This window comes from Blastochloris tepida, from assembly GCF_003966715.1.
Lineage (GTDB): Bacteria > Pseudomonadota > Alphaproteobacteria > Rhizobiales > Xanthobacteraceae > Blastochloris > Blastochloris tepida.
Genome location: NZ_AP018907.1, coordinates 3,127,086 through 3,145,656 on the forward strand (window position 1 = coordinate 3,127,086; position 18,571 = coordinate 3,145,656).

20 protein-coding genes are annotated in these 18,571 nt (G+C 70.2%); 14 read left to right on the forward strand and 6 right to left on the reverse strand.

The window, feature by feature from the left end; all coding sequences use genetic code 11:
• Positions 1–293 precede the first annotated feature (293 nt).
• A complete protein-coding gene (locus BLTE_RS14160) occupies positions 294–2,105 on the reverse strand; it encodes an ABC-F family ATP-binding cassette domain-containing protein (protein WP_126401307.1) in 1,812 nt (603 codons plus the stop codon).
• 3 nt (positions 2,106–2,108) lie between these two features.
• A complete protein-coding gene (locus tag BLTE_RS14165; RefSeq protein ID WP_126401308.1) occupies positions 2,109–2,597 on the reverse strand; it encodes a YaiI/YqxD family protein in 489 nt (162 codons plus the stop codon).
• 449 nt (positions 2,598–3,046) lie between these two features.
• Here BLTE_RS14165 and panB point away from each other — a divergent pair, with 449 nt between their 5' ends.
• The 5 genes from panB (at position 3,047) to der (ending at position 7,375) form a co-directional block, all read left to right on the forward strand.
• Positions 3,047–3,895 carry a 3-methyl-2-oxobutanoate hydroxymethyltransferase gene (gene panB / locus BLTE_RS14170; protein WP_126401309.1) on the forward strand — a complete coding sequence of 283 codons (849 nt, stop codon included), beginning with the start codon at positions 3,047–3,049 and terminating at the stop codon, positions 3,893–3,895.
• Between the two features lie 157 nt (positions 3,896–4,052).
• Positions 4,053–4,646: an NnrU family protein gene (locus BLTE_RS14175; protein ID WP_126401310.1), complete on the forward strand. Its 594-nt coding sequence runs from the start codon at positions 4,053–4,055 to the stop codon at positions 4,644–4,646.
• A 79-nt stretch (positions 4,647–4,725) separates the two neighbouring features.
• Positions 4,726–5,457, forward strand: a complete 732-nt coding sequence (locus BLTE_RS14180; RefSeq protein WP_126401311.1) for a tetratricopeptide repeat protein — start codon at positions 4,726–4,728, stop codon at positions 5,455–5,457.
• Between the two features lie 4 nt (positions 5,458–5,461).
• A complete protein-coding gene (locus BLTE_RS14185; RefSeq protein ID WP_126401312.1) occupies positions 5,462–5,800 on the forward strand; it encodes a hypothetical protein in 339 nt (112 codons plus the stop codon).
• A 207-nt stretch (positions 5,801–6,007) separates the two neighbouring features.
• Complete coding sequence (gene der, locus BLTE_RS14190; protein ID WP_126401313.1) at positions 6,008–7,375, forward strand: ribosome biogenesis GTPase Der; 1,368 nt, start codon at positions 6,008–6,010, stop codon at positions 7,373–7,375.
• 212 nt (positions 7,376–7,587) lie between these two features.
• Here the strand turns inward: der and BLTE_RS14195 are convergent, their stop codons facing one another.
• On the reverse strand, positions 7,588–9,087 hold the full coding sequence (locus tag BLTE_RS14195; protein WP_244600002.1) for a UbiD family decarboxylase: 1,500 nt from the start codon (positions 9,085–9,087) through the stop codon (positions 7,588–7,590).
• 193 nt (positions 9,088–9,280) lie between these two features.
• On the opposite strand from BLTE_RS14195, the gene ubiT reads away from it, so the two are divergent.
• The 8 genes from ubiT to BLTE_RS14240 all read left to right on the forward strand — a co-directional run bounded on the left by ubiT (position 9,281) and on the right by BLTE_RS14240 (position 15,552).
• Entirely contained in the window at positions 9,281–9,838 is a 558-nt protein-coding gene (gene ubiT, locus BLTE_RS14200; protein ID WP_126401315.1) for a ubiquinone anaerobic biosynthesis accessory factor UbiT, read from the forward strand.
• The gene (ubiU, locus tag BLTE_RS14205; protein WP_126401316.1) at positions 9,835–10,833 is read left to right on the forward strand and encodes a ubiquinone anaerobic biosynthesis protein UbiU; all 999 of its coding nucleotides are present in this window, start codon (positions 9,835–9,837) and stop codon (positions 10,831–10,833) included. Before ubiT ends, ubiU begins: the two co-directional genes overlap by 4 nt.
• Positions 10,834–10,859: 26 nt before the next feature.
• Positions 10,860–11,765, forward strand: a complete 906-nt coding sequence (ubiV, locus tag BLTE_RS14210; protein WP_126402217.1) for a ubiquinone anaerobic biosynthesis protein UbiV — start codon at positions 10,860–10,862, stop codon at positions 11,763–11,765.
• Between the two features lie 143 nt (positions 11,766–11,908).
• On the forward strand, positions 11,909–12,097 hold the full coding sequence (locus tag BLTE_RS14215; protein WP_126401317.1) for a type II toxin-antitoxin system HicA family toxin: 189 nt from the start codon (positions 11,909–11,911) through the stop codon (positions 12,095–12,097).
• A complete protein-coding gene (locus tag BLTE_RS14220; protein ID WP_244600004.1) occupies positions 12,094–12,519 on the forward strand; it encodes a type II toxin-antitoxin system HicB family antitoxin in 426 nt (141 codons plus the stop codon). The genes BLTE_RS14215 and BLTE_RS14220 overlap by 4 nt, the downstream gene beginning before the upstream one ends.
• 180 nt (positions 12,520–12,699) lie before the next feature.
• Complete coding sequence (locus tag BLTE_RS14225) at positions 12,700–13,260, forward strand: sigma-70 family RNA polymerase sigma factor (RefSeq protein WP_126401318.1); 561 nt, start codon at positions 12,700–12,702, stop codon at positions 13,258–13,260.
• The gene (locus BLTE_RS14230; RefSeq protein WP_126401319.1) at positions 13,257–13,925 is read left to right on the forward strand and encodes a hypothetical protein; all 669 of its coding nucleotides are present in this window, start codon (positions 13,257–13,259) and stop codon (positions 13,923–13,925) included. Before BLTE_RS14225 ends, BLTE_RS14230 begins: the two co-directional genes overlap by 4 nt.
• 73 nt (positions 13,926–13,998) lie before the next feature.
• Positions 13,999–15,552: a S8 family serine peptidase gene (locus tag BLTE_RS14240; protein WP_160140627.1), complete on the forward strand. Its 1,554-nt coding sequence runs from the start codon at positions 13,999–14,001 to the stop codon at positions 15,550–15,552.
• A gap of 1 nt (position 15,553) precedes the next feature.
• On the opposite strand, the gene folK is transcribed toward BLTE_RS14240, so the two are convergent.
• Genes folK through folP form a run of 3 tightly spaced genes read right to left on the reverse strand, consistent with a single transcriptional unit; the run spans position 15,554 to position 17,305 of the window.
• Complete coding sequence (gene folK, locus BLTE_RS14245) at positions 15,554–16,057, reverse strand: 2-amino-4-hydroxy-6-hydroxymethyldihydropteridine diphosphokinase (RefSeq protein ID WP_126401322.1); 504 nt, start codon at positions 16,055–16,057, stop codon at positions 15,554–15,556.
• Position 16,058: 1 nt separating this feature from the next.
• Positions 16,059–16,442 (reverse strand): dihydroneopterin aldolase, encoded by a 384-nt coding sequence (gene folB / locus BLTE_RS14250; protein WP_126401323.1) that lies wholly within the window; start codon positions 16,440–16,442, stop codon positions 16,059–16,061.
• A complete protein-coding gene (gene folP / locus BLTE_RS14255) occupies positions 16,439–17,305 on the reverse strand; it encodes a dihydropteroate synthase (protein ID WP_126401324.1) in 867 nt (288 codons plus the stop codon). Before folP ends, folB begins: the two co-directional genes overlap by 4 nt.
• 127 nt (positions 17,306–17,432) lie before the next feature.
• On the opposite strand from folP, the gene meaB reads away from it, so the two are divergent.
• The gene (gene meaB / locus BLTE_RS14260) at positions 17,433–18,434 is read left to right on the forward strand and encodes a methylmalonyl Co-A mutase-associated GTPase MeaB (protein WP_126401325.1); all 1,002 of its coding nucleotides are present in this window, start codon (positions 17,433–17,435) and stop codon (positions 18,432–18,434) included.
• Positions 18,435–18,571: the final 137 nt, after the last annotated feature.

Genomic DNA, 18,571 nt, shown 5'->3' on the forward strand with positions numbered 1-18,571 from the left:
TGTGCGCGCTGGCGGCAATTGTGACCTTGAGGTTAATGCCGCGCCCAAATAATCCGGTAATCTCATTACTAGGGTTTGATCCAATTCTTTAACGTATGGGAAGTTTCTGCGTGAATTGCGCGAAATAACGAAAATTGTGCGCGTGGCGGGCAATAATCCGGAGCAAATTGCGCAATCCTGGGTTGCCGCGACGGGCCGGCACGGTGCCGCGCCGCACGCGTCCAACGCCCGTTCACCCAGAGCATTTCTCCGCTCAGGCTCGCTCCGCAAAGCCCGCGCCGGAAAGCTCGCCGTCAGGCGCCCTCGATCTCCTCGCGCAGGATCTCCAGCTCCAGCCAGGTCTCCTCCGCCTTGGCCAGCTCGGCATGGGCGGCGGCGAGCTTGTGGGAGACGTCGTCGAAGGTCTTGCGGTCCTTCGCGAACAGCGCCGGATCGTCGAGCTTCGCCTGCAGTTTGGCGATGGTGTCGTGGAGCTTCGCCATCTTCGCCGGCAACGTCTCCAGCGCGTGCTTCTCGTGGAAGCTCAGGCGGCGCTTGGCGGGGGTCGCCGGCTTCGGCCTCTCCTTGGGCACGGGCGCGTCCTTGCCCGCTGCCTTGGCGGCGGGGCGCGCGAGGTCGGCGCCGCGCTGGGCCAGCATGTCGGAATAGCCGCCGGCATATTCGACCCACCGCCCCTCGCCGTCCGGCGCGATCACGCCATTGACCACGCGGTCGAGGAAATCGCGGTCGTGGCTGACCAGCAGCACGGTGCCGGTGTAGTCGGCCAGCATCTCCTCCAGCACGTCGAGGGTTTCGAGGTCGAGGTCGTTGGTCGGCTCGTCGAGCACAAGGAGGTTCGAGGGCTTGGCCAGCACCTGTGCCAGCATCAGCCGGCCGCGCTCGCCGCCCGACAAGACGCCGACCGGGGTGCGCGCCTGCTCCGGCGTGAACAGGAAGTCCTTCATGTAGCCGATGACGTGACGCGGCTTGCCGCCCACCATCACCGAATCGCCGCGCCCGCCGGTCAGCGTGTCGGCGACGGTGGAGGTTGCGTCGAGACTGTCGCGGTGCTGGTCGAGCCGGGCGATCATCAGCCCGGACCCCAGCTTCACGGTGCCGGAATCGGGCGCGGCAATGCCGGTCAGCATCTCGATCAGCGTGGTCTTGCCGGCGCCGTTGGGGCCGACGATGCCGATGCGGTCGCCGCGGCGGATGCGGGTCGAGAACTCGGCGACGATCGGCCGGCCGTCATAGCTCCTGGCGATGCGCTCGGCCTCGATCACCAGCGTGCCGGAGGCATCCGCCTGCACCGCCGCAAGCTGCGCCTTGCCGGCGGACGCGCGATACTCCCGGCGCGACTGGCGGAGCGCGTGGAGGTTGGCAAGGCGGCGCTCGTTGCGCTTGCGCCGCGCGGTGACGCCATAGCGCAGCCAGTGCTCCTCGGCGACGATCTTGCGGTCGAGCTTGTGCTGGTCGCGCTCCTCCTCGGCCAGCACCTCATCGCGCCACGCCTCGAACGCGCCGAAGCCGCGCTCGATGCGGCGGGTGCGGCCGCGGTCGAGCCACACCGTGGCGTTCGACAGATTGGTGAGGAAGCGCCGGTCGTGGCTGATCAGCATCAGGGCGGCGCGGCTTGAAAGCAGCGTCGCCTCCAGCCACTCGATGGCGGCGAGATCGAGGTGGTTGGTCGGCTCGTCGAGCAGCAGGATGTCGGGGTCCGGCGCCAGGGTGCGGGCGATGGCCGCGCGGCGCGCCTCGCCGCCCGACACGGCGGCCGGGTTCTCGTCGCCATGCAGGCCGAGCTGTTCGAGCAGCAGCCGGGCGCGGTGCGGATCGTCGCCCGGCCCGAGCCCGGCCTCGACATAGGCCTGCACGCTCGGCGCATCGCCGAAATCGGGCTCCTGCGGCAGATAGCGCACGGTGGCGCCGGGCTGCAGGAAACGGGTGCCGCGGTCGGGCTCCATCAGCCCGGCGACGATGCGCAGCAGCGTCGACTTGCCCGAACCGTTGCGGCCGACGAGACACACCCGCTCGCCGGGCGCGAGCGACAGTTCGGCATCGTCGAGCAGCGGCGTGCCGCCGAAGGTGAGGCCGATATTGCGGAGCTGGAGCAGCGGCGGCGCCATGGATCAGGCTCGGGTGCGTTGCAGGCGTCGCAGGGTGCGGTCGAGCTCGGACAGGAAGGCCGAGCGGTCGCGCGGGGTGAAGGGCGGCGGGCCGGACGTCGCTTCGCCGGCCGAGCGCAGATCGGTCATCAGGTCGCGCATCGCCACCGCCATGCCGATCGAGTCCCTGGTGAACGGCCGGCCGTTGGGGGCGATCACCGCCGCGCCATTGGCGACGCAGCGGGCGGCGAGCGGGATATCGGCGGTGATCACCACCGCATCGGGGCCTGCACGCTCGGCGATCCAGTCGTCGGCGGCATCCGGGCCGTCGCCGACCACCACCCGCTCGATATCCGGGCTCGGCGGCACCCGCAGCGGGCTGTTGGCCACTACGACGACCGCGAGATTGAAGCGCTCGGCGACGCGATAGACCTCGTCCTTCACCGGACAGGCGTCGGCGTCGACAAGGATGCGCAAGGGATCGGTCTGTGCGGGCTGTGTGGTCTGTTCCATGGGCCGCAGCGTGATAGCGGCCCGGCGGCGGCGATGCAAAGGCGAAGGGCCGCCCTCGGGCGGCCCTTCCTTTGTCGAACCGGGACCGGCCGCTCAGGCCGTGCGGACCGCCGCCGAGGCGAGGATCCAGGCCGAATGCGCCGCCGGCCGCGGCGAGGGACAATGAGACACTGGATCACCTCCTTTCGGTTGTTGACGACGGAAAATATGTAGGGAGACTGCCCGGCTTTGCCACTGGCCGGCGTTCGGCCGCGCATTTCTCCCCCTCCCACGCGGGCTTCGCAGGATCACGAAGAGGATTACCAGAGCATTTTCCGCACAAGTGGATACCGGTTGCGCGAAAGAAAATGCGACAAACCAGAAACTTAGAGCGTCCGATCTGATGCAGTCAGATCGGACGCTCCAAGATCCCGCGCCAGCGATCAGAAGCCCGCCATCACGAGTCCGCCATGTCCGTTCACGCCTCCCTGTCGCCCGCGTCCGCCGAGGTCCGCCGCCTGAGCGCGCCCGACATCCGCTCCCGCAAGGGCGGCGAGCCGATCGTGGCGCTCACCGCCTACCACGCCCACACCGCCCGCATCGCCGATGCCTCCTGCGACGTCATCCTGGTCGGCGACTCGCTCGGCATGGTGATGCACGGGCTGGAATCGACCGTGCCGGTCACGCTCGACATGATGATCCTGCAGGCGCAGGCGGTGATGCGCGGCTCCAGGCGCGCGCTGGTGGTGGTCGACATGCCGTTCGGCAGCTACGAGGCCTCGCGCGAGGAGGCGTTCCACAGCTGCGTGCGGGTGATGAAGGAGACCGGCTGCGGCGCGGTGAAGCTGGAGGGCGGGCGCCGCATGGCCGAGACCATCCGCTTCCTGGTCGAGCGCGGCATTCCGGTGATGGCCCATATCGGCCTCACCCCGCAGTCGATCAATGTGCTGGGCGGCTTCCGCGCCCAGGGCCGCGAGGAGGCCGACTGGGGGCCGATCGAGGACGATGCCCGCGCGGTCGCCGAGGCCGGCGCCTTCGCCATGGTGATCGAGGCGGTGGCCGAGCCGCTCGCCCGCAAGATCACCGCCGAGGTGCCGTGCCCAACCATCGGGATTGGCGCCTCGCCGGCCTGCGACGGCCAGGTGCTGGTGATGGAGGACATGCTGGGCCTCACCCCGCGGGTGCCGAAATTCGTCAAGCGATTCGGCGACCTCGGGCCGGGCATCGCCGCGGCCATCGAGGCCTATGCCAGCGAGGTGCGCGCGCGCACCTTCCCCGGCCCCGAGCACACCTATGCGATGAAGAAGCCGGCGAAGTGAAGGGCGCGTCTGCCTCCTGCCGTCCCGGGCAAGCGGCCTCGCTCGCGCTCGACCGGAACGACGATGACACGATGAGTACCGGCGGGAATGGTTTTCGCCTATACCTGTGCCGCCGTTCCTGCCGCCTCTCCTGCCGCCCTCAGCCTGCGGATCTGCCATGACGCTGCTCGTTCTCGGCCTCGTGCTGTTCTTCGCCCCCCATCTGCTGCCGACCTTTCGGCCGCTGCGCGGGCGCCTCGTCGCCGCGCTCGGCGGCAATGAGAACGTCTACAAGGCCGTCCATGGCGCGGTGGTGATGACCGGCCTGGTGCTGATCGTCGTGGGCTTCGGCGACTATCGCGCAGCGGGCATGATCCCGGTGTGGACCCCGCCGGTGTGGACGCAGCATCTGGCGCTGACGCTGATGCTGCCCTCCTTCATCGTGTTCGCGGCCATGCCGCCGCGCCCGAGCCTGCTGCGCTACCGGATCAAGCATCCGATGCTGGCCGGCATCAAGATCTGGGCGCTCGCCCATCTTCTCGCCAATGGCGACCTCGGCTCGATCGCCCTGTTCGGCTCGTTCCTGGCGTTCGGCGTCTATGACCGCATCTCGGTCAAGCGCCGCGGCCTGAAGGTGCCGGACAACCCCGGCGGCTGGACCAGGGCCGACACCATTTCGGTGATCGCCGGCACGTTGCTGTGGCTCGCCTTCCTGTTCGGCGTGCACCATTGGCTGATCGGGGTGCCGGTGCTGCCCGGCGTCGGGGCTTGACCGGAACGGCCGGTTCTGCCACGGCCTCGCCACGACCCCAGCTTAAGGCCAGACGGCCGATCGGGAGTTCATTGGGCCGATGTCCGACATTTTCCAGGAAGTCGAGGAGGAAGTCCGCCGCGAGAAGCTGCGGGCGCTGTGGGACAAATATGGCGGCCTCGTGCTCGCCCTGGCTGTCGCCATCGTCATCGGGGTGGCGGGCTGGCGCGGCTGGGAGTGGTGGCAGCACCGCCAGGCCGAGGCCGCGGGCGTGCGCTTCGAGGCGGCGCTGCGGCTTGCCGCCGAGGGCAAGACGGCCGAGTCCGAGGCCGCGCTGGCCTCGCTTCAGGCCGAGGGGCCGGGCGGCTATGCCCTGCTGGCGCGCCTGACGCGCGCCGACGTGCTGTCGGCCACCGACAGGGCGGCGGCGGTCGCCGCCTACGACGCCATCGCCGCCGACACCGGCGCGCCGGCCCTGATCCGCGACCTCGCCCAGGTGCGGGCCGGGCTGCTCCTGATCGATGGCGCCCCGTACGCCGACATGAAATCGCGCCTGGAGCCGCTGGCCGCGGCCGAGGGCGCCTATCGCCACACCGCGCGCGAGCTGCTGGCCGCCTCGGCCTGGAAGGCCGGCGAGCGCCCCGAGGCCACGAAGTGGACCGACAGGCTGCTGAGCGATCCGCAGGCAAGCTCCAGCCTGCGGCTGCGCGGCGAGATCCTGCGCGAGCTTCTGTCCTCCGCCGGCGCGCCCAAGGCGGCCAAGGCTGAACCGGCCAAGGCCGAACCGGCCAAGACCGAGCCGGCAAAGACCGAACCGGCAAAGGCGAATTGAGACGATGATGCGCAGGCGATCATTTCCGGCGGTGCGTCTCGCGCTGCTCGTCGCCGCCACCCTGGCGGTGGCCGGCTGCGAGACGATGGAGAAGCTCAACCCGTTCGACGAGCGCAAGGCGCCGCTGCCCGGCGACCGCAAGCCGCTGTTTCCGGAAGGGGTGCCGGGCGTGAACTATGGCGAGCCGCCGCCCCAGCCGGCCAATGCCCCGCCGCCGGCGGTCGAGCAGCCGCCCGAGGCGGCGACCCAGGACGCGCCGGCCGCGGGCAAGACCAAGAAGCGCGCCAAGGCCAAGCAGCAGCAAGAACAGCAGCAGGAAGCGCCGCCGGCTTTGGAGGATTGAGGGCTGGGGCTGGTCCGCCTCCTTATTCCCTTTCCCGTCGCGGGAAGGGTGGCGAGGTCGAGCCGGGTAAGGGGTTTCTTCAGGCCACTCGATTTCACCCCTCACCCGCCTCGCGATCCTTGATCGCTCGGCACCCTCTCCCACAAGGGGAGAGGGAAGAGACTCCGAGACGGAGACCGTCTCAGCCAATTTCGTCAGGAAGCGCCGATGTTCACCCTCGCCATCGTCGGCCGGCCCAATGTCGGCAAGTCGACGCTGTTCAACCGGCTGGTCGGCAAGCGCCTTGCCCTGGTCGATGACCGGCCGGGCGTGACGCGCGACCGCCGCGAAGGCGAGGGCCGGCTGGGCGACCTCAGCTTCACCATCGTCGATACCGCCGGCCTCGAGGAGGCCGACACCGCGAGCCTGGAGGGGCGCATGCGCGCCCAGACCGAGGCGGCGATCCGCGACGCCGACGCCATCTTGTTCGTCATCGACGCCCGCGCCGGCCTGACGCCGACCGACCGCGCCTTCGCCGACCTGGTGCGCCGCGCCGGCCGGCCGGTGATCCTGATCGCCAACAAGAGCGAGGGCCGCAAGGGCGGCGCGGCCGCGGTGGAGGGCTTCGAACTCGGGCTCGGCACGCCGATTCCGCTGTCGGCTGAGCATGGCGAGGGCCTCTCGGACCTCTATGACGCCATTTGCGAGACCCTGCCGGACGCCACCCGTCTTCGCCCCGACGACGAGGAGGATGAGGCGGAGACCGGCGAGGCGCCCGATCCGTCCCGGCCGATCAAGGTGGCGGTGATCGGCCGGCCCAATGCCGGCAAATCGACCCTGATCAACGCGCTGCTCGGCGAGGACCGGCTGCTCACGGGGCCTGAGGCCGGCATCACCCGCGACGCCATCGCGGTGGACCTCAATTTCAACGGCCGCGCCTTCCAGGTGTGGGACACCGCCGGCCTGCGGCGGCGCGCCCGCATCGAGGACAAGCTGGAAAAACTGTCGGTGGCCGACGCGCTGCGCGCGGTGCGCTTCGCCGAGGTGGTGGTGGTGCTGATGGACGCCACCAAGCCGTTCGAGGAGCAGGACACCCGCATCGCCGATCTCGCTGTGCGCGAGGGCCGGGCGGTGGTGATCGGCTTCACCAAATGGGATCTGGTGCCGGCCAAGGCCGGCGCCATCAAGCGGCTGCGCGAGGACACCGACCACGCCCTGCCCCAGATCCGCGGCGTGCCGATCGCGGCGGTCTCCGCCCAGCAGGGCCAGGGGCTCGACCGGCTGATGGACGCGGTGGTCGCGGCCTACGCGGTGTGGAACAAGCGCGTCGCCACCGCCCGCATCAACCGCTGGCTGGAGGGCGTGCTGGAGCAGCACCCGCCGCCGGCGGTCAGCGGCCGGCGCATCAAGATCCGCTACGCGACGCAAGCCAAGGCGCGCCCGCCGAGCTTCGTGCTGTTCGGCACCCGGCTCGACGCCCTGCCGGAGAGCTACACGCGCTACCTCGTCAATTCGCTGCGCGAGACCTTCGAGCTGCCCGGCACGCCGATCCGCGTCACCTATCGCGAGCCGAAGAACCCCTACGACAAGGGGTGAGCGGGGGGCGCCGGTTGGGCGGGAGAGCCGTATCACGAGGATACGCCGTGCCGGAGCGGCCGCTGGATCTGTCGCGGCGCATCGGCCGGCCGGCGGCGTGGCGCGTGGGTTCCCTTCCCCTCGCCGCTTCGCGGCTCGGCCGGGAACGACCGGCGGCACGCCGCCCCGCCTCCAGCCTTGGCTGAAGCTTATGGCGGCGGCTTGAGAGCCCCCTACTTCAGACCCAGCTTTGCCCAAATCGCATCGACCACCGCCTCGGTGTCCGACGACATCTTCAGCACCCGGCCGTATTCGCGCTCGGTCTCGGTGCCGATCTTGGTGGTGGCGTCGATGCCGAGCTTGCCGCCGAGCCCGGCCTTGGGCGAGGCGAAGTCGAGATAGTCGATCGGCGTGTCGGTGAGCACCAGCAGGTCACGCGAGGGGTCGGAGCGGGTCGCCACCGCCCACATCACGTCCGACCAGTCGCGCGCCTTCACATCGGCATCCACCGCGATGATCAGCTTGGTCATGGTGAACTGCGGCAGCACGCTCCACAGCGCCATCATCAGCCGCCGCGCATGACCGGGATAGGATTTCTTGAACGCCACCACGGCGATGCGGTAGGAGCACGCCTCCGGCGGCAGCCAGACGTCGACGATCTCCGGGAACTGCCGTTTCACCACCGGAATGAACATCTCGTTCATCGCCGCCCCCATCACCGAGGGCTCGTCGGGCGCGCGGCCGGTGAAGGTGGAGAGATAGAGCGGCTTCGCCTTGCGGGTGATGGCGGTGACCCGCATCACCGGGAACTCCTCCACCGAATTGTAGTAGCCGGTATGGTCGCCGTAGGGGCCTTCCGGCGCGGTCTCGGTGGCCGACACCACGCCCTCGATCACGATCTCGGCATCGGCCGGCACCATCAGCGGCACGCTGACCGCCTTGGTCAGGCGCGGCCGTTCGCCGCGCACCAGCCCGGCGAAGGTGAGCTCAGAGATGCCCTCGGGCAGCGGCATCACCGCCGACAGCATGGTGCCTGGGTCGGTGCCGATCGCCAGCGCCACCGGCATGTCGCGCCCCTGCGCCTGCCAACGGCGGAAATGCTGGGCGCCGCCGCGCATGGAGAGCCAGCGCATGATCAGCCGGTCCGGCCCCAGCACCTGGACGCGGTAGACCCCAACATTGGCGTGGGTGGCCTCGAACTCGCCGGGCGGGCAGGTGATCACCAGCGGCCAGGTGATCAGCGGCGCCGGCTCGTCCGGCCAGCAGGTCTGCACCGGGATCTGGGTGACGTCGACGTCCGCCCCGGTGATCACCACCTCCTGCACCGGTGCCGAGGAGGTCTCGGCCGGGCGGGTGCGCAGCGCGGCGCGGGCGAGCGGCAGCCGATCTATCAGATCGCGCAACGAGTTCGGCGCCGAGGGGCTGCGCAGCTCGGCCAGGGCTTCGCCGAGCGGGCGCAGATCCTCCGGCCCGATGCCGAAGCCCAGCGCCACCCGCTCCACCGTGCCGAACAGGTTGGTCACCAGCGGAATGGTGGAGATGGTGCCGTCGGCGCGGATCGGGCGCTCGAACACCAGCACCGGCCCGCCCTTCTCGATCACCCGGCGGTGGATCTCGGTCACCGTATGGACGGTGGAGATCGGCTCCTTGATGCGGTGGAGCTGGCCCTTTCCCTCCAGGAAGGTCAGGAAGGCGGGCAGGTCGCGAAAGGGGGGCAGGCTGCGGATGGGCACGGGGTGATCCTCTGCGAAGACCTGAGGCCTTAGGCCGCGCGTTCGGGATTGGCAACTTGGTGCGCACAGGGCAATGCTGCCATGCCCGGTGAATCCCGTAATGGCGCGAAGGGATTGATCTGTGCCAAACCGCCCGCTGCCGTTTGCGGGTACACGTCCGCCCCACCCGCCAACCATCAGTGTGACAGAGCCCGTGACCGACCTCCCCGTTCTGCACCCCTTTGTCCGCCTGCTCGCCAGGCCGCTGCCGCTGACGCCGCTCGAATGGGGCGTCGCCGCCAGCCTGACGCGCGTGTTCGCCCGGCACACCGGCATGTTCGACCGCCTGGGCGAGAACGCCTTCAAGCGCTACGGCATCGAGCCGACCGACCTGCCCTTCGCGTTCATCCTGACGCCCGATCCGGCCGGCCCGCGCATCGAGGCGGTGCGCAGCCTGAAGGGGCATGATGTCGCGGCCCGCATCGCCGGCCCGTTCCTGGTGCTGCTCGACATGGTGCGCGGCCGGCTCGACGGCGACGCGCTGTTCTTCTCGCGCGACATCGTGGTCGAGGGCGACATGGAGGCGGTGGTGGCGCTGCGCAATGCGCTCGACGCCGAGGCGGTCGACATCGTCGTCGAGACCGCCCATGCCTTCGGCCCGGCCTCGGGCCTGGTGACGCACGGCGCCGACCTCGCCGAGCGCTTCGCCCGTACCTTCCTGGTCGCCGGCGGCGATCGCCAGGCGACACCCCCCCGGGAGAGCACGCCATGAGACCTGCCAAGGGATCGCTCGAACTCGTCTGCCCCGCCGGCACGCCCGCGGCGCTGGACGCCGCCGTCGCCGCCGGTGCCGACACCGTCTATTGCGGTTTCAATGACGAGACCAACGCCCGCAACTTCCCCGGCCTGAACTTCTCGCGCGCCGAGTTGGCCGACAGCATCGCCCGCGCCCATGCGCGCGGCTGCAACGTGCTGGTGGCGATCAACACCTTCCCGCGGGCCGGCGACATCGACCTGTGGCACCGCGCCATCGCCGACGCCGAAGCCGCGGGCGCCGACGCGGTGATCCTGGCCGATCTCGGCCTGCTCGCCCACGCCCGCGAGAAGCACCCCAATCTGCGCCTCCATTTGTCGGTGCAGGCGGCGGCGGCCAATCCGGACGCCATCCAGTTCTACGTCAAGCAGTTCGGCGTCGAGCGGGTGGTGCTGCCGCGCGTGGTCACCGTCGAGGAGATCGCCGCCATCCACCGCGAGATCACCTGCGAGACCGAGGTGTTCGTGTTCGGCGGCCTGTGCGTGATGGCCGAGGGGCGCTGCCTGCTCTCCAGCTATGCCACCGGCAAGTCGCCCAACATGCACGGCGCCTGCTCGCCGGCCGGCTGCATCTCCTACCGCGAGGAGGGCTCGACCTTCGTGTCGCGGCTGGGCGAGTTCACCATCAACCGGGTAACCAAGGGCGAGCCCGCGGCCTATCCGACGCTGTGCAAGGGCCGCTTCGTCATCGACGGCAAGGCCACGCACGTGTTCGAGGACCCGGCGAGCCTCGATGCCTCCCAGCTTCTGCCCGGCCTCAAGGCGGCCGGCGTCAAGGCGCTGAAGATCGAGGGCCGGCAGAGAAGCCGCGCCTATGCCGACGCGGTGGTGAAGGCGTTCCGCCAGGCGGTCGATGCGCTCGACCGCGGCCTGGAGATCCGCGCCGGGGCGCTCGCGGCCCTCACCGAGGGCGGCGCCACCACCGGCGGCGCCTACCGCAAGACGTGGCGCTGAGAGTTCCGCTCATGAGTACCAACACGATGAAGCTGTCCCTCGGGCCGGTGCTGTTCAACTGGCCCAACGACATCTGGAGCGATTTCTACGCCCGCGTCGCCGACGAGATGCCGGTCGAGCGCGTCTATGTCGGCGAGGTGGTGTGCTCCAAGCGCGAGCCGTTCCGCGAGCAGGCGATGGGTGAGGCGGTCGAGCGCCTGCAGCGCGCCGGCAAGGAGGTCGTGCTCTCCACCCTGGCGCTGGTCACCCTGCCGCGCGAACGCCACCGGGTGGTGGCGACCGCCGAGGACTGGACCGGTCTGGTCGAGGCCAACGACATCACCGCCGTCTCGGCGCTGGCCGGCCGGCCGTTCGCGGTCGGGCCGCTGGTCAATGTCTACAATGAAGGCACGATGCGCACGCTCGCCGGCTTCGGCGCCAAGACCGTGTGCCTGCCGCCGGAGCTGCCGCTGACCTCGATCGCGGTGATCGCCAAGGCGGCGGCCGGCCTCGACGTCGACACCGAGCTGTTCGCCTTCGGCCGGGTGCCGCTCGCGGTCTCGGCGCGCTGCTACCACGCCCGCGTCCACGGCCTGCACAAGGATTCCTGCCAGTTCATCTGCGCCCAGGATCTCGACGGCCTCGCCGTCGACACGCTGGACGGCGAGCGCTTCCTGGCGGTCAACGGCATCCAGACCATGTCGCAGACCTATGCCAACCTGCTGGCCGACGTGCCGGCGCTCAAGGCGGCGGGCGTCACCGCGCTGCGGCTGTCGCCGCACGCCTGCGACATGCTGGCGGTGGCCAAGCTCTTCCGCGAGGTCGCCGACGGCGCCCGCGACGGGGCGGAGGCCACCACCGCGCTGCAGGGGCTGATCGGCAACGCGCCGATGTCCAACGGCTTCCTGCACGCCATTCCAGGCGCCCGCTACCAGTTGCGCGCGCAGGCGTGAGACGGGTCGCCCGCTGAACCCGCGGCGACAGATCGATCTCCGAAATGGCCGGGCCTCGTCCCGGCCATTTTGCTTTTGCCTGACGCGCGGACGCATTCCACACTTGTGTTGACTTCAACACTTGTGTGGAACACTCTAATTTCGTGAACACGCAAGAGTTCCGAAAGTGGCTGGCTGCCCAGGGCTGCACCTTCGAGACCAAGAAGGGCGGCTCGGGACATCTCATCGTCCGCCGCGGCGACCGCAAATCCGAACTGCCGATGCACGGCGGGCGCAAGGAGCTCGGCACGGGCCTCGTCAACGCGATCAAGAAGCAGTTGGGGTTGAAATGATGCTCGAATACGGGATCAGGCTCACGCCCGACGACAACGGCACCCTTCTGGTGACCTGTCCGCAGCTTCCAATCGTCGCCACCTTCGGCGAGACCGAAGACGACGCCCGCCGGCACGCCGCCGAGGCGATCGAGACCGCCCTCGCCAGCATGATTGACGACGGCGAGCCGGTCCCCCGGCCCGTTCTTCAGGAAGATGTCACCATCCGCCTGCCGATGATGACCACGCTGAAGGTCAATCTCTATTGGGCGTTGGCGGATGCCGGCATCACTCGCGCCGAACTGGCGCGCCGACTGGGCTGGAAGCGCGAGTCGGTCGACCGGCTGTTCCGGCTCAACCACCGCTCCCGGCTGGAGCAGATCGAGGCGGCTTTCCAGGCGCTCGACCGCGCGCTGGAGGTCGAGGTCCGGCCGGCTGCGTGAGGCCGCCCGCAGGCCGTTTCGGCTGATGCAGCGTCGCACGTCCGCCTCTCGCCCCGGGGCAAAAAACGTCCCGGTTGCGACTTTGCGTGCACTCAAGCCCGTGCCAGATTGCGCTTCCGTGATTGAACCAAATCTGCGGCTCGCGCGTCCAACCTGCGAGCGGACGACATCGGAGCTTGCATGACGGCGAGTTCGGACGAGGCGCTCATCCTGAGGATCGCCAATGGCGACCGGATGGCCATGCAGGTGCTGTTCGCCCGGCATCAGGTCAAGGTGTTCCGGTTCGTCCTGCGGCTGATCGGCAACGAGGCCGCGGCGGAGGACGTGATCAGCGAGGTGTTTCTCGACGTGTGGCGTAATGCCGGCCGCTTCGAGGCGCGCTCCAGCGTCTCGACCTGGCTCTTGGCCATCGCCCGCAACAAGGCCTACTCGGCGCTGCGGCGCCCCAGGTCGGAAGAGCTGGACGAGGCCAAGGCCGAGACGATCGAGGATACCGGCGATGACCCCGAAGTCGCTGCCCAGAAACGGGACAAGAGCGAGCTGCTTCGCGACTGCATCCAGCGGCTGTCGGTGGATCATCGCGAAGTGATCGATCTGGTCTACTACCATGAGAAAACGATCGAGGAGGTCGCCGAGATCGTCGGAATTCCGGAGAGCACCGTCAAGACGCGCATGTTCTATGCGCGCCGGAAGCTCTCCGAAATGCTGCAGGCGGCCGGAATCGATAGGGGTTGGCCATGACCGGGTTGAAGGACGAGCGCGTCGCAATCGATGAGCTGTTGCCGTGGTACGCCACCGGCCGGCTTCCTGCCGCCGAGGCCGCCCGCGTCGAGGCCGCGCTTCGCGCCGACCCCGAGCTTGCGCGCCGGCTCGATCTGGTCCGCGACGAGTTCGGCGAGACCATCCGGCTCAATGAGCGGCTCGGCGCCCCGTCCACCCACGCGATCGAGACGCTGTTCGCCAAGATCGACGCCGAGCCGAAATATCCCCTGGCGACGCCGGGTGGTCTCGCCTCGCGCCTGTCGGAATGGCTGGCGGCGCTGGCGCCGCGCACGCTGGCGCTGGCGGTCACCGCCGCGGCGCTGGCGCTGGTGGTGCAGGCCGGCATCATCGGCTCGCTCTTGATCGAGGACCGGCCGGCGGGCTTTTCCACCGCGTCCGCCCCGACCGCCGAGCCGCAGGGCGGCAGCTTCGTCTTGGTCGGCTTCACCGAGACGGCCACCGCCGCCCAGGTGCTGGCGTTCCTGAAGGCCAATAATGCCGTCATCGTCGATGGTCCGCGCGCCGGCGGCCTGTTCAAGCTGCGCGTATCGGCCGAGCGGCTGCCGCCCGAGGATCTCGACAAGCGCGTCAAGCGCCTTGCCGCCGACCGCACGCTGGTGCGGCTGGCGGCACCGGTGCAGTAAATTCGCGTGGACCGACGCAACGTGTGACAGTGACGACCAGGGCAACGCGCGCCGAGACAGCGAGGAGATGGCGATGTCCCGACCCCGAATCCGTGCGCTTCGGCGCTCTGCCATTGTCGCCATCGCCGTGCTGGCCCTGATTGGCCGGGCCGGCGAGTCCGCCGCCCAGACCAACTACGAACGAGAGAATCCCTTCTCGGGCCGGTCCGGCGGCCACAGCGGCGGCAGCAATGCCACGGGCGTGGCGATCGGCATCGGCGCGGCCTTGGCGATCGGCGCCCTGATCGCCGCCTCCCAGTCCCAGGCGGCAACGCGGCCGGGCGGCGAGGAGGACGATTGGCGCGGCAATGTGCGAGACAATCCGCCGCCGCGCTCGTTCCATCACACGCCCACGCCGCCGCCCAATCCGCCCTCCCCGCCGTCGTCCGCCGCTCCGCCGCAGGCGCCGCGCTTCACCGTCGCCCGCGGCGAGACCCGGTTCGTGCCCAATGAGGTGCTGGTCGAGGTCGGCCGCGGCGTCACACCGGCCCAGATCGCGGGCATCGAGCGGCGGCTGAAGCTGGTCCGGCTGTCAGAGGAGACCTTCGTGCTGGCCGGCCGCACCCTCTATCGCTACCGCATTGCCGACGGCGCCAGCGTGCCGGCGGTGCTGGCGGCGCTGTCGCGCGAGCGGCGGGTCGCCTCCGCCCAGCCCAACTACCGTTTCAGCACCCCGCGCGCGACCTTCAAGCTGGCCGCGGCCGGCGGGTCCGCCGCGATCATCGACCCCTCGCTGCTCTATGCGCCGCGGGCGCTTCGCCTGCCGGAGGCGCATCAGGTGGCGCGCGGCGACAAGGTGCTGGTGGCATTGATCGATTCCGCCGTCGATCCGGCCCATCCGGAGCTTGCCGGGGCGCTCGCCAAGAGCCTCGATGTCACCGGCACCGACGGGACGGCGGCGCCGCACAGCCACGGCACCGGCATGGCCGGCGCGCTCGCCGCCCGCGCCCAGCTCGTCGGCGTCGCGCCTGGGGCCTCGCTCATCGCCATCACCGCCTTCCGGCCGGAGGGCGAGGGGGCCGGCGGCACCACCGTCACCGTGCTGCGGGGGCTCGATGTGGCGTTCGCGGAAGGCGCGCGGGTGGTCAATATGAGCTTCGCCGGCCCGAATGATGCGCTGCTGGGCCGGGCGCTGGCGGGCGCGCACGCGCGCGGCCTGATCCTGGTGGCGGCGGCCGGCAATGCCGGGCCGAAATCGCCGCCGCTCTATCCGGCGGCCGACCGCAACGTGATCGCCGTCACCGCCACCGACGCCGACGACAAGGTGTTCGATCAGGCCAATCGCGGCCGCCACGTCACCATCGCCGCGCCGGGCGTCGATGTGCTGGTACCGGGGCCGGAGGGCGCCTACGCCTTCACCTCGGGTACTTCGGTTGCCGCCGCCCATGTGTCGGGCGTGGTGGCGCTGATGCTGGAGCGCGACCCGACGCTCTCGGCCGACGCGGTGCGTGCCGCGCTCGCCGCCTCGGCGCGCGACCTCGGCCGCAAGGGCCGCGACGACGTCTATGGCGCGGGCGAGGCCGATGCCAACGCCGCCGTGCGGCAGTTCGACAAGCGCACCGCCACGCCCGCCGTGCCGCAAAGATAGTCTACCTGCCTCGCCGCACGATGCCGCCGGTATCGAGTTCGGCCAGCGCGTCGCCCACCCGCCGGCCGGCGATCACCCGGTCGGGAGCAATCTCGGCCAGCGGCACCAGCACGAAGGCGCGCTCGAACAGCCTCGGGTGCGGCAGCACGAGGCCCGGCTCGTCGAGGTTCAAATCGTCATAGGCGAGAATGTCGATGTCGATCGGCCGCGGCCCCCAGCGCGGCCCGGCCTCGCGCACCCGGCCGAGCCGGCGCTCGACGCCCAGCGCCGTCTCCAGCAGCGCCCGCGGCGTCAGCGTGGTTTCCACCAGCGCGCAGCGATTGACGAACATCGGCTGGTCGATGAGACCCCAGGGCGGCGTCAGCCAGTCGGAGGAGACGCGCAGAGGGCGCACGCCGCCCTCCGCCAGCAGCACCAGCGCCCGGTCGAGCGTCGCCGGCACGTCGCCGAGATTGCCGCCAAGCCCGAGGATCGCCTCGACGGACCGCGGCGGGCTCTCCGTCATGTCAGGACCGCGAGCGGCGGCGCACCAGCGTCACGCCGACATCGGCGAACACCGCTTCCAGCGGCGCGTTGGGCTTGTGCACGGTGACGCGCACGCCCTCGAGCTTGGCGAAGGCGGCGAGCAAAGCATCGGCCACCGCAGCGGCGGCGGCCTCCACCAGCTTGAAGCGCCGGCTGCAGAAGGCGTCGCGCGCCACCTCGACGATCGTGTCGTAGGAGGCGGTGTCCTCCAGCCGGTCGCCGGCTGCGGCGGTGGAAAGGTCGAGCTCCAGCACCAGATCGAGCACGAAGCGCTGGCCGAGCTTGGCCTCGAAGGCATGGCAGCCGTGGAAGGCGTGCAGCGTCAGGCCGGTGATGAACAGCCGGTCCCCGGCATGCCCGCTCATCGCGCGGCCTCGAGGGCAGCGGCCACCCGCAGCGCCTGCACCGTCTCGAACACGTCGTGCACCCGCACGATGCGCGCGCCCGCTGCCACCGCCGCCAGATTGGCGGCGAGCGAGCCGCCAAGCCGCCGCTCGACCGCAGCCGGCGACACCGCGTCGATGAAGCGCTTGCGCGACAGGCCGATCAGCAGCGGCCGGCCGAACACCGTGAATTCGGCGAGCCGGGCGATGGCGGTGAGGCTCTGGGCCGGCGTCTTGCCGAAGCCGATGCCGGGATCGAGCACGATGCACTCCGGCCGGATGCCGGCGCGCGCGGCGATCTCCAGCGAGCGGTCGAAGAAGCGCTCAATGTCGGTGACGATGTCGATGTCGGGCTCGACCGTCTCGCGGTTGTGCATCACCACCACCGGCACGCCGTGCTCGGCGGCGACGCGGGCCATGTCGGGGTCGCGCTGCAGGCCCCACACGTCGTTGAGCATGGCCGCGCCGGCCTCCAGCGCGCGGGCGGCCACCGCAGCCTTCATGGTGTCGACCGACACCGGAATGCCGAGGCCGACCGCCGCCGGCAGCACCGGGGCGAGCCGCGCCCATTCCGCCTCGGCCGAGACCGGCTGGGCATCGCCATAGGGGCGGGTGGATTCAGCGCCGATGTCGAGAATGTCGGCGCCCTCCGCCTGGATCGCGCGGGCGCGGGTGCTGGCGGCGTCGGGCGTATCGAACCGGCCGCCATCCGAGAATGAATCGGGCGTGACGTTGAGGATGCCCATCACCAGCGGCCGGCGCGCGGCGAGCGCGCGGTCGAACCAGGACGAGTCGGCCGCCCGAACCGGCGGCGCTGCGGAACCGGGAGGGCAAGCAAGCGACATGGCGCCGCTTTGCGGCTCCCTCGCGCCGAAGTCAAGCGGCCGATAAGGACGAGACTCGGCCGCTGCCGCGCCGCCGCCCAAGCACGCGCCGTTTCCACTTTTTCGGCGAATGCTCTAAGCGAAGGGCATGACGAACCTCGCCCGCTCATCCGAATCCGCCGGCATCGGCGCGCTGGTTTCCGGCGTGCGCGCCCGCAACCGCGCCGCGGTGGCCCGCGCCATCACGCTGGTCGAGTCCAAGAAGCCGGCCCATCAGGCCGAGGCGCGCGCGCTGCTGAAGGAGCTTCTGCCCTTCACCGGCCGGGCGATCCGGGTCGGCATCACCGGCGTGCCGGGCGTCGGCAAATCGACCACCATCGACGTACTGGGCAGCCACCTCACCGCCAAGGGCCACCGTGTCGCGGTGCTGGCGGTCGATCCGTCCTCGACCCGCACCGGCGGCTCGATCCTCGGCGACAAGACGCGCATGGTGAATCTGTCCGCCGACGACAACGCCTTCATCCGGCCCTCGCCCTCGGCCGGCACGCTGGGCGGCGTCGCCGCCAAGACCCGCGAGACCATGCTGGTGTGCGAGGCGGCGGACTACGACGTCATCCTGATCGAGACGGTGGGCATCGGCCAGTCGGAAACCGCGGTGGCCGACCTCACCGACACCTTCGTCGCGTTGATGCTGCCCGGTGCCGGCGACGAGCTGCAGGGCATCAAGAAGGGCCTCTTGGAGCTTGCCGACCTGATCGCCGTCAACAAGGCCGACGGCGACAATGTCGTGCGCGCCCGCGCCGCGGCGGCCGAGTACAAGGCGGCGCTGCACATCCTCACCCCGGCGTCGACGGTGTGGCAGCCGCCGGTGATCACCTATTCGGCGGCGACCGGCGATGGGATCGCGCTTCTGTGGTCGCACATCCTCGACCATCGGGCGAAGGCCGAGGCCGCCGGCGACCTGCAGGCGAAACGCCGGGCCCAGCAGGTCAAATGGATGTGGGCGATGGTCGACGACCGGCTGAAGGCGAAGATCCAGTCAGACCCCGCGGTGCGCGCCCGGGTGCCGGCGCTGGAGAAGGCGGTCGCCGAAGGCACCATGCCGGTGTCGCTCGCCGCCGAGGAGATCGCGGCGCTGCTGGGATTCTAGAGCGCTATCCGATCTGACCGCGTCATACGGTTTCCGGCTGATCAAGCCTTCGAGCCGTATTCCGATCGCCGAGAATCCCGTTATCGAGAATCTCTTGAGGACCTGGGGGGGTCGGCAAGACCGTTTCCGGTATCCCG

Coding starts and splice junctions, on each gene's coding strand:
- BLTE_RS14160 (WP_126401307.1), bottom strand. CDS start 2,105: ATGGCGCCGCCGCTGCTCCAGCTCCGCAATATCGGCCTCACCTTCGGC.
- BLTE_RS14165 (WP_126401308.1), bottom strand. CDS start 2,597: ATGGAACAGACCACACAGCCCGCACAGACCGATCCCTTGCGCATCCTT.
- panB (WP_126401309.1), top strand. CDS start 3,047: ATGTCCGTTCACGCCTCCCTGTCGCCCGCGTCCGCCGAGGTCCGCCGC.
- BLTE_RS14175 (WP_126401310.1), top strand. CDS start 4,053: ATGACGCTGCTCGTTCTCGGCCTCGTGCTGTTCTTCGCCCCCCATCTG.
- BLTE_RS14180 (WP_126401311.1), top strand. CDS start 4,726: ATGTCCGACATTTTCCAGGAAGTCGAGGAGGAAGTCCGCCGCGAGAAG.
- BLTE_RS14185 (WP_126401312.1), top strand. CDS start 5,462: ATGATGCGCAGGCGATCATTTCCGGCGGTGCGTCTCGCGCTGCTCGTC.
- der (WP_126401313.1), top strand. CDS start 6,008: ATGTTCACCCTCGCCATCGTCGGCCGGCCCAATGTCGGCAAGTCGACG.
- ubiU (WP_126401316.1), top strand. CDS start 9,835: ATGAGACCTGCCAAGGGATCGCTCGAACTCGTCTGCCCCGCCGGCACG.
- ubiV (WP_126402217.1), top strand. CDS start 10,860: ATGAAGCTGTCCCTCGGGCCGGTGCTGTTCAACTGGCCCAACGACATC.
- BLTE_RS14220 (WP_244600004.1), top strand. CDS start 12,094: ATGATGCTCGAATACGGGATCAGGCTCACGCCCGACGACAACGGCACC.
- BLTE_RS14225 (WP_126401318.1), top strand. CDS start 12,700: ATGACGGCGAGTTCGGACGAGGCGCTCATCCTGAGGATCGCCAATGGC.
- BLTE_RS14230 (WP_126401319.1), top strand. CDS start 13,257: ATGACCGGGTTGAAGGACGAGCGCGTCGCAATCGATGAGCTGTTGCCG.
- BLTE_RS14240 (WP_160140627.1), top strand. CDS start 13,999: ATGTCCCGACCCCGAATCCGTGCGCTTCGGCGCTCTGCCATTGTCGCC.
- folK (WP_126401322.1), bottom strand. CDS start 16,057: ATGACGGAGAGCCCGCCGCGGTCCGTCGAGGCGATCCTCGGGCTTGGC.
- folB (WP_126401323.1), bottom strand. CDS start 16,442: ATGAGCGGGCATGCCGGGGACCGGCTGTTCATCACCGGCCTGACGCTG.
- folP (WP_126401324.1), bottom strand. CDS start 17,305: ATGTCGCTTGCTTGCCCTCCCGGTTCCGCAGCGCCGCCGGTTCGGGCG.
- meaB (WP_126401325.1), top strand. CDS start 17,433: ATGACGAACCTCGCCCGCTCATCCGAATCCGCCGGCATCGGCGCGCTG.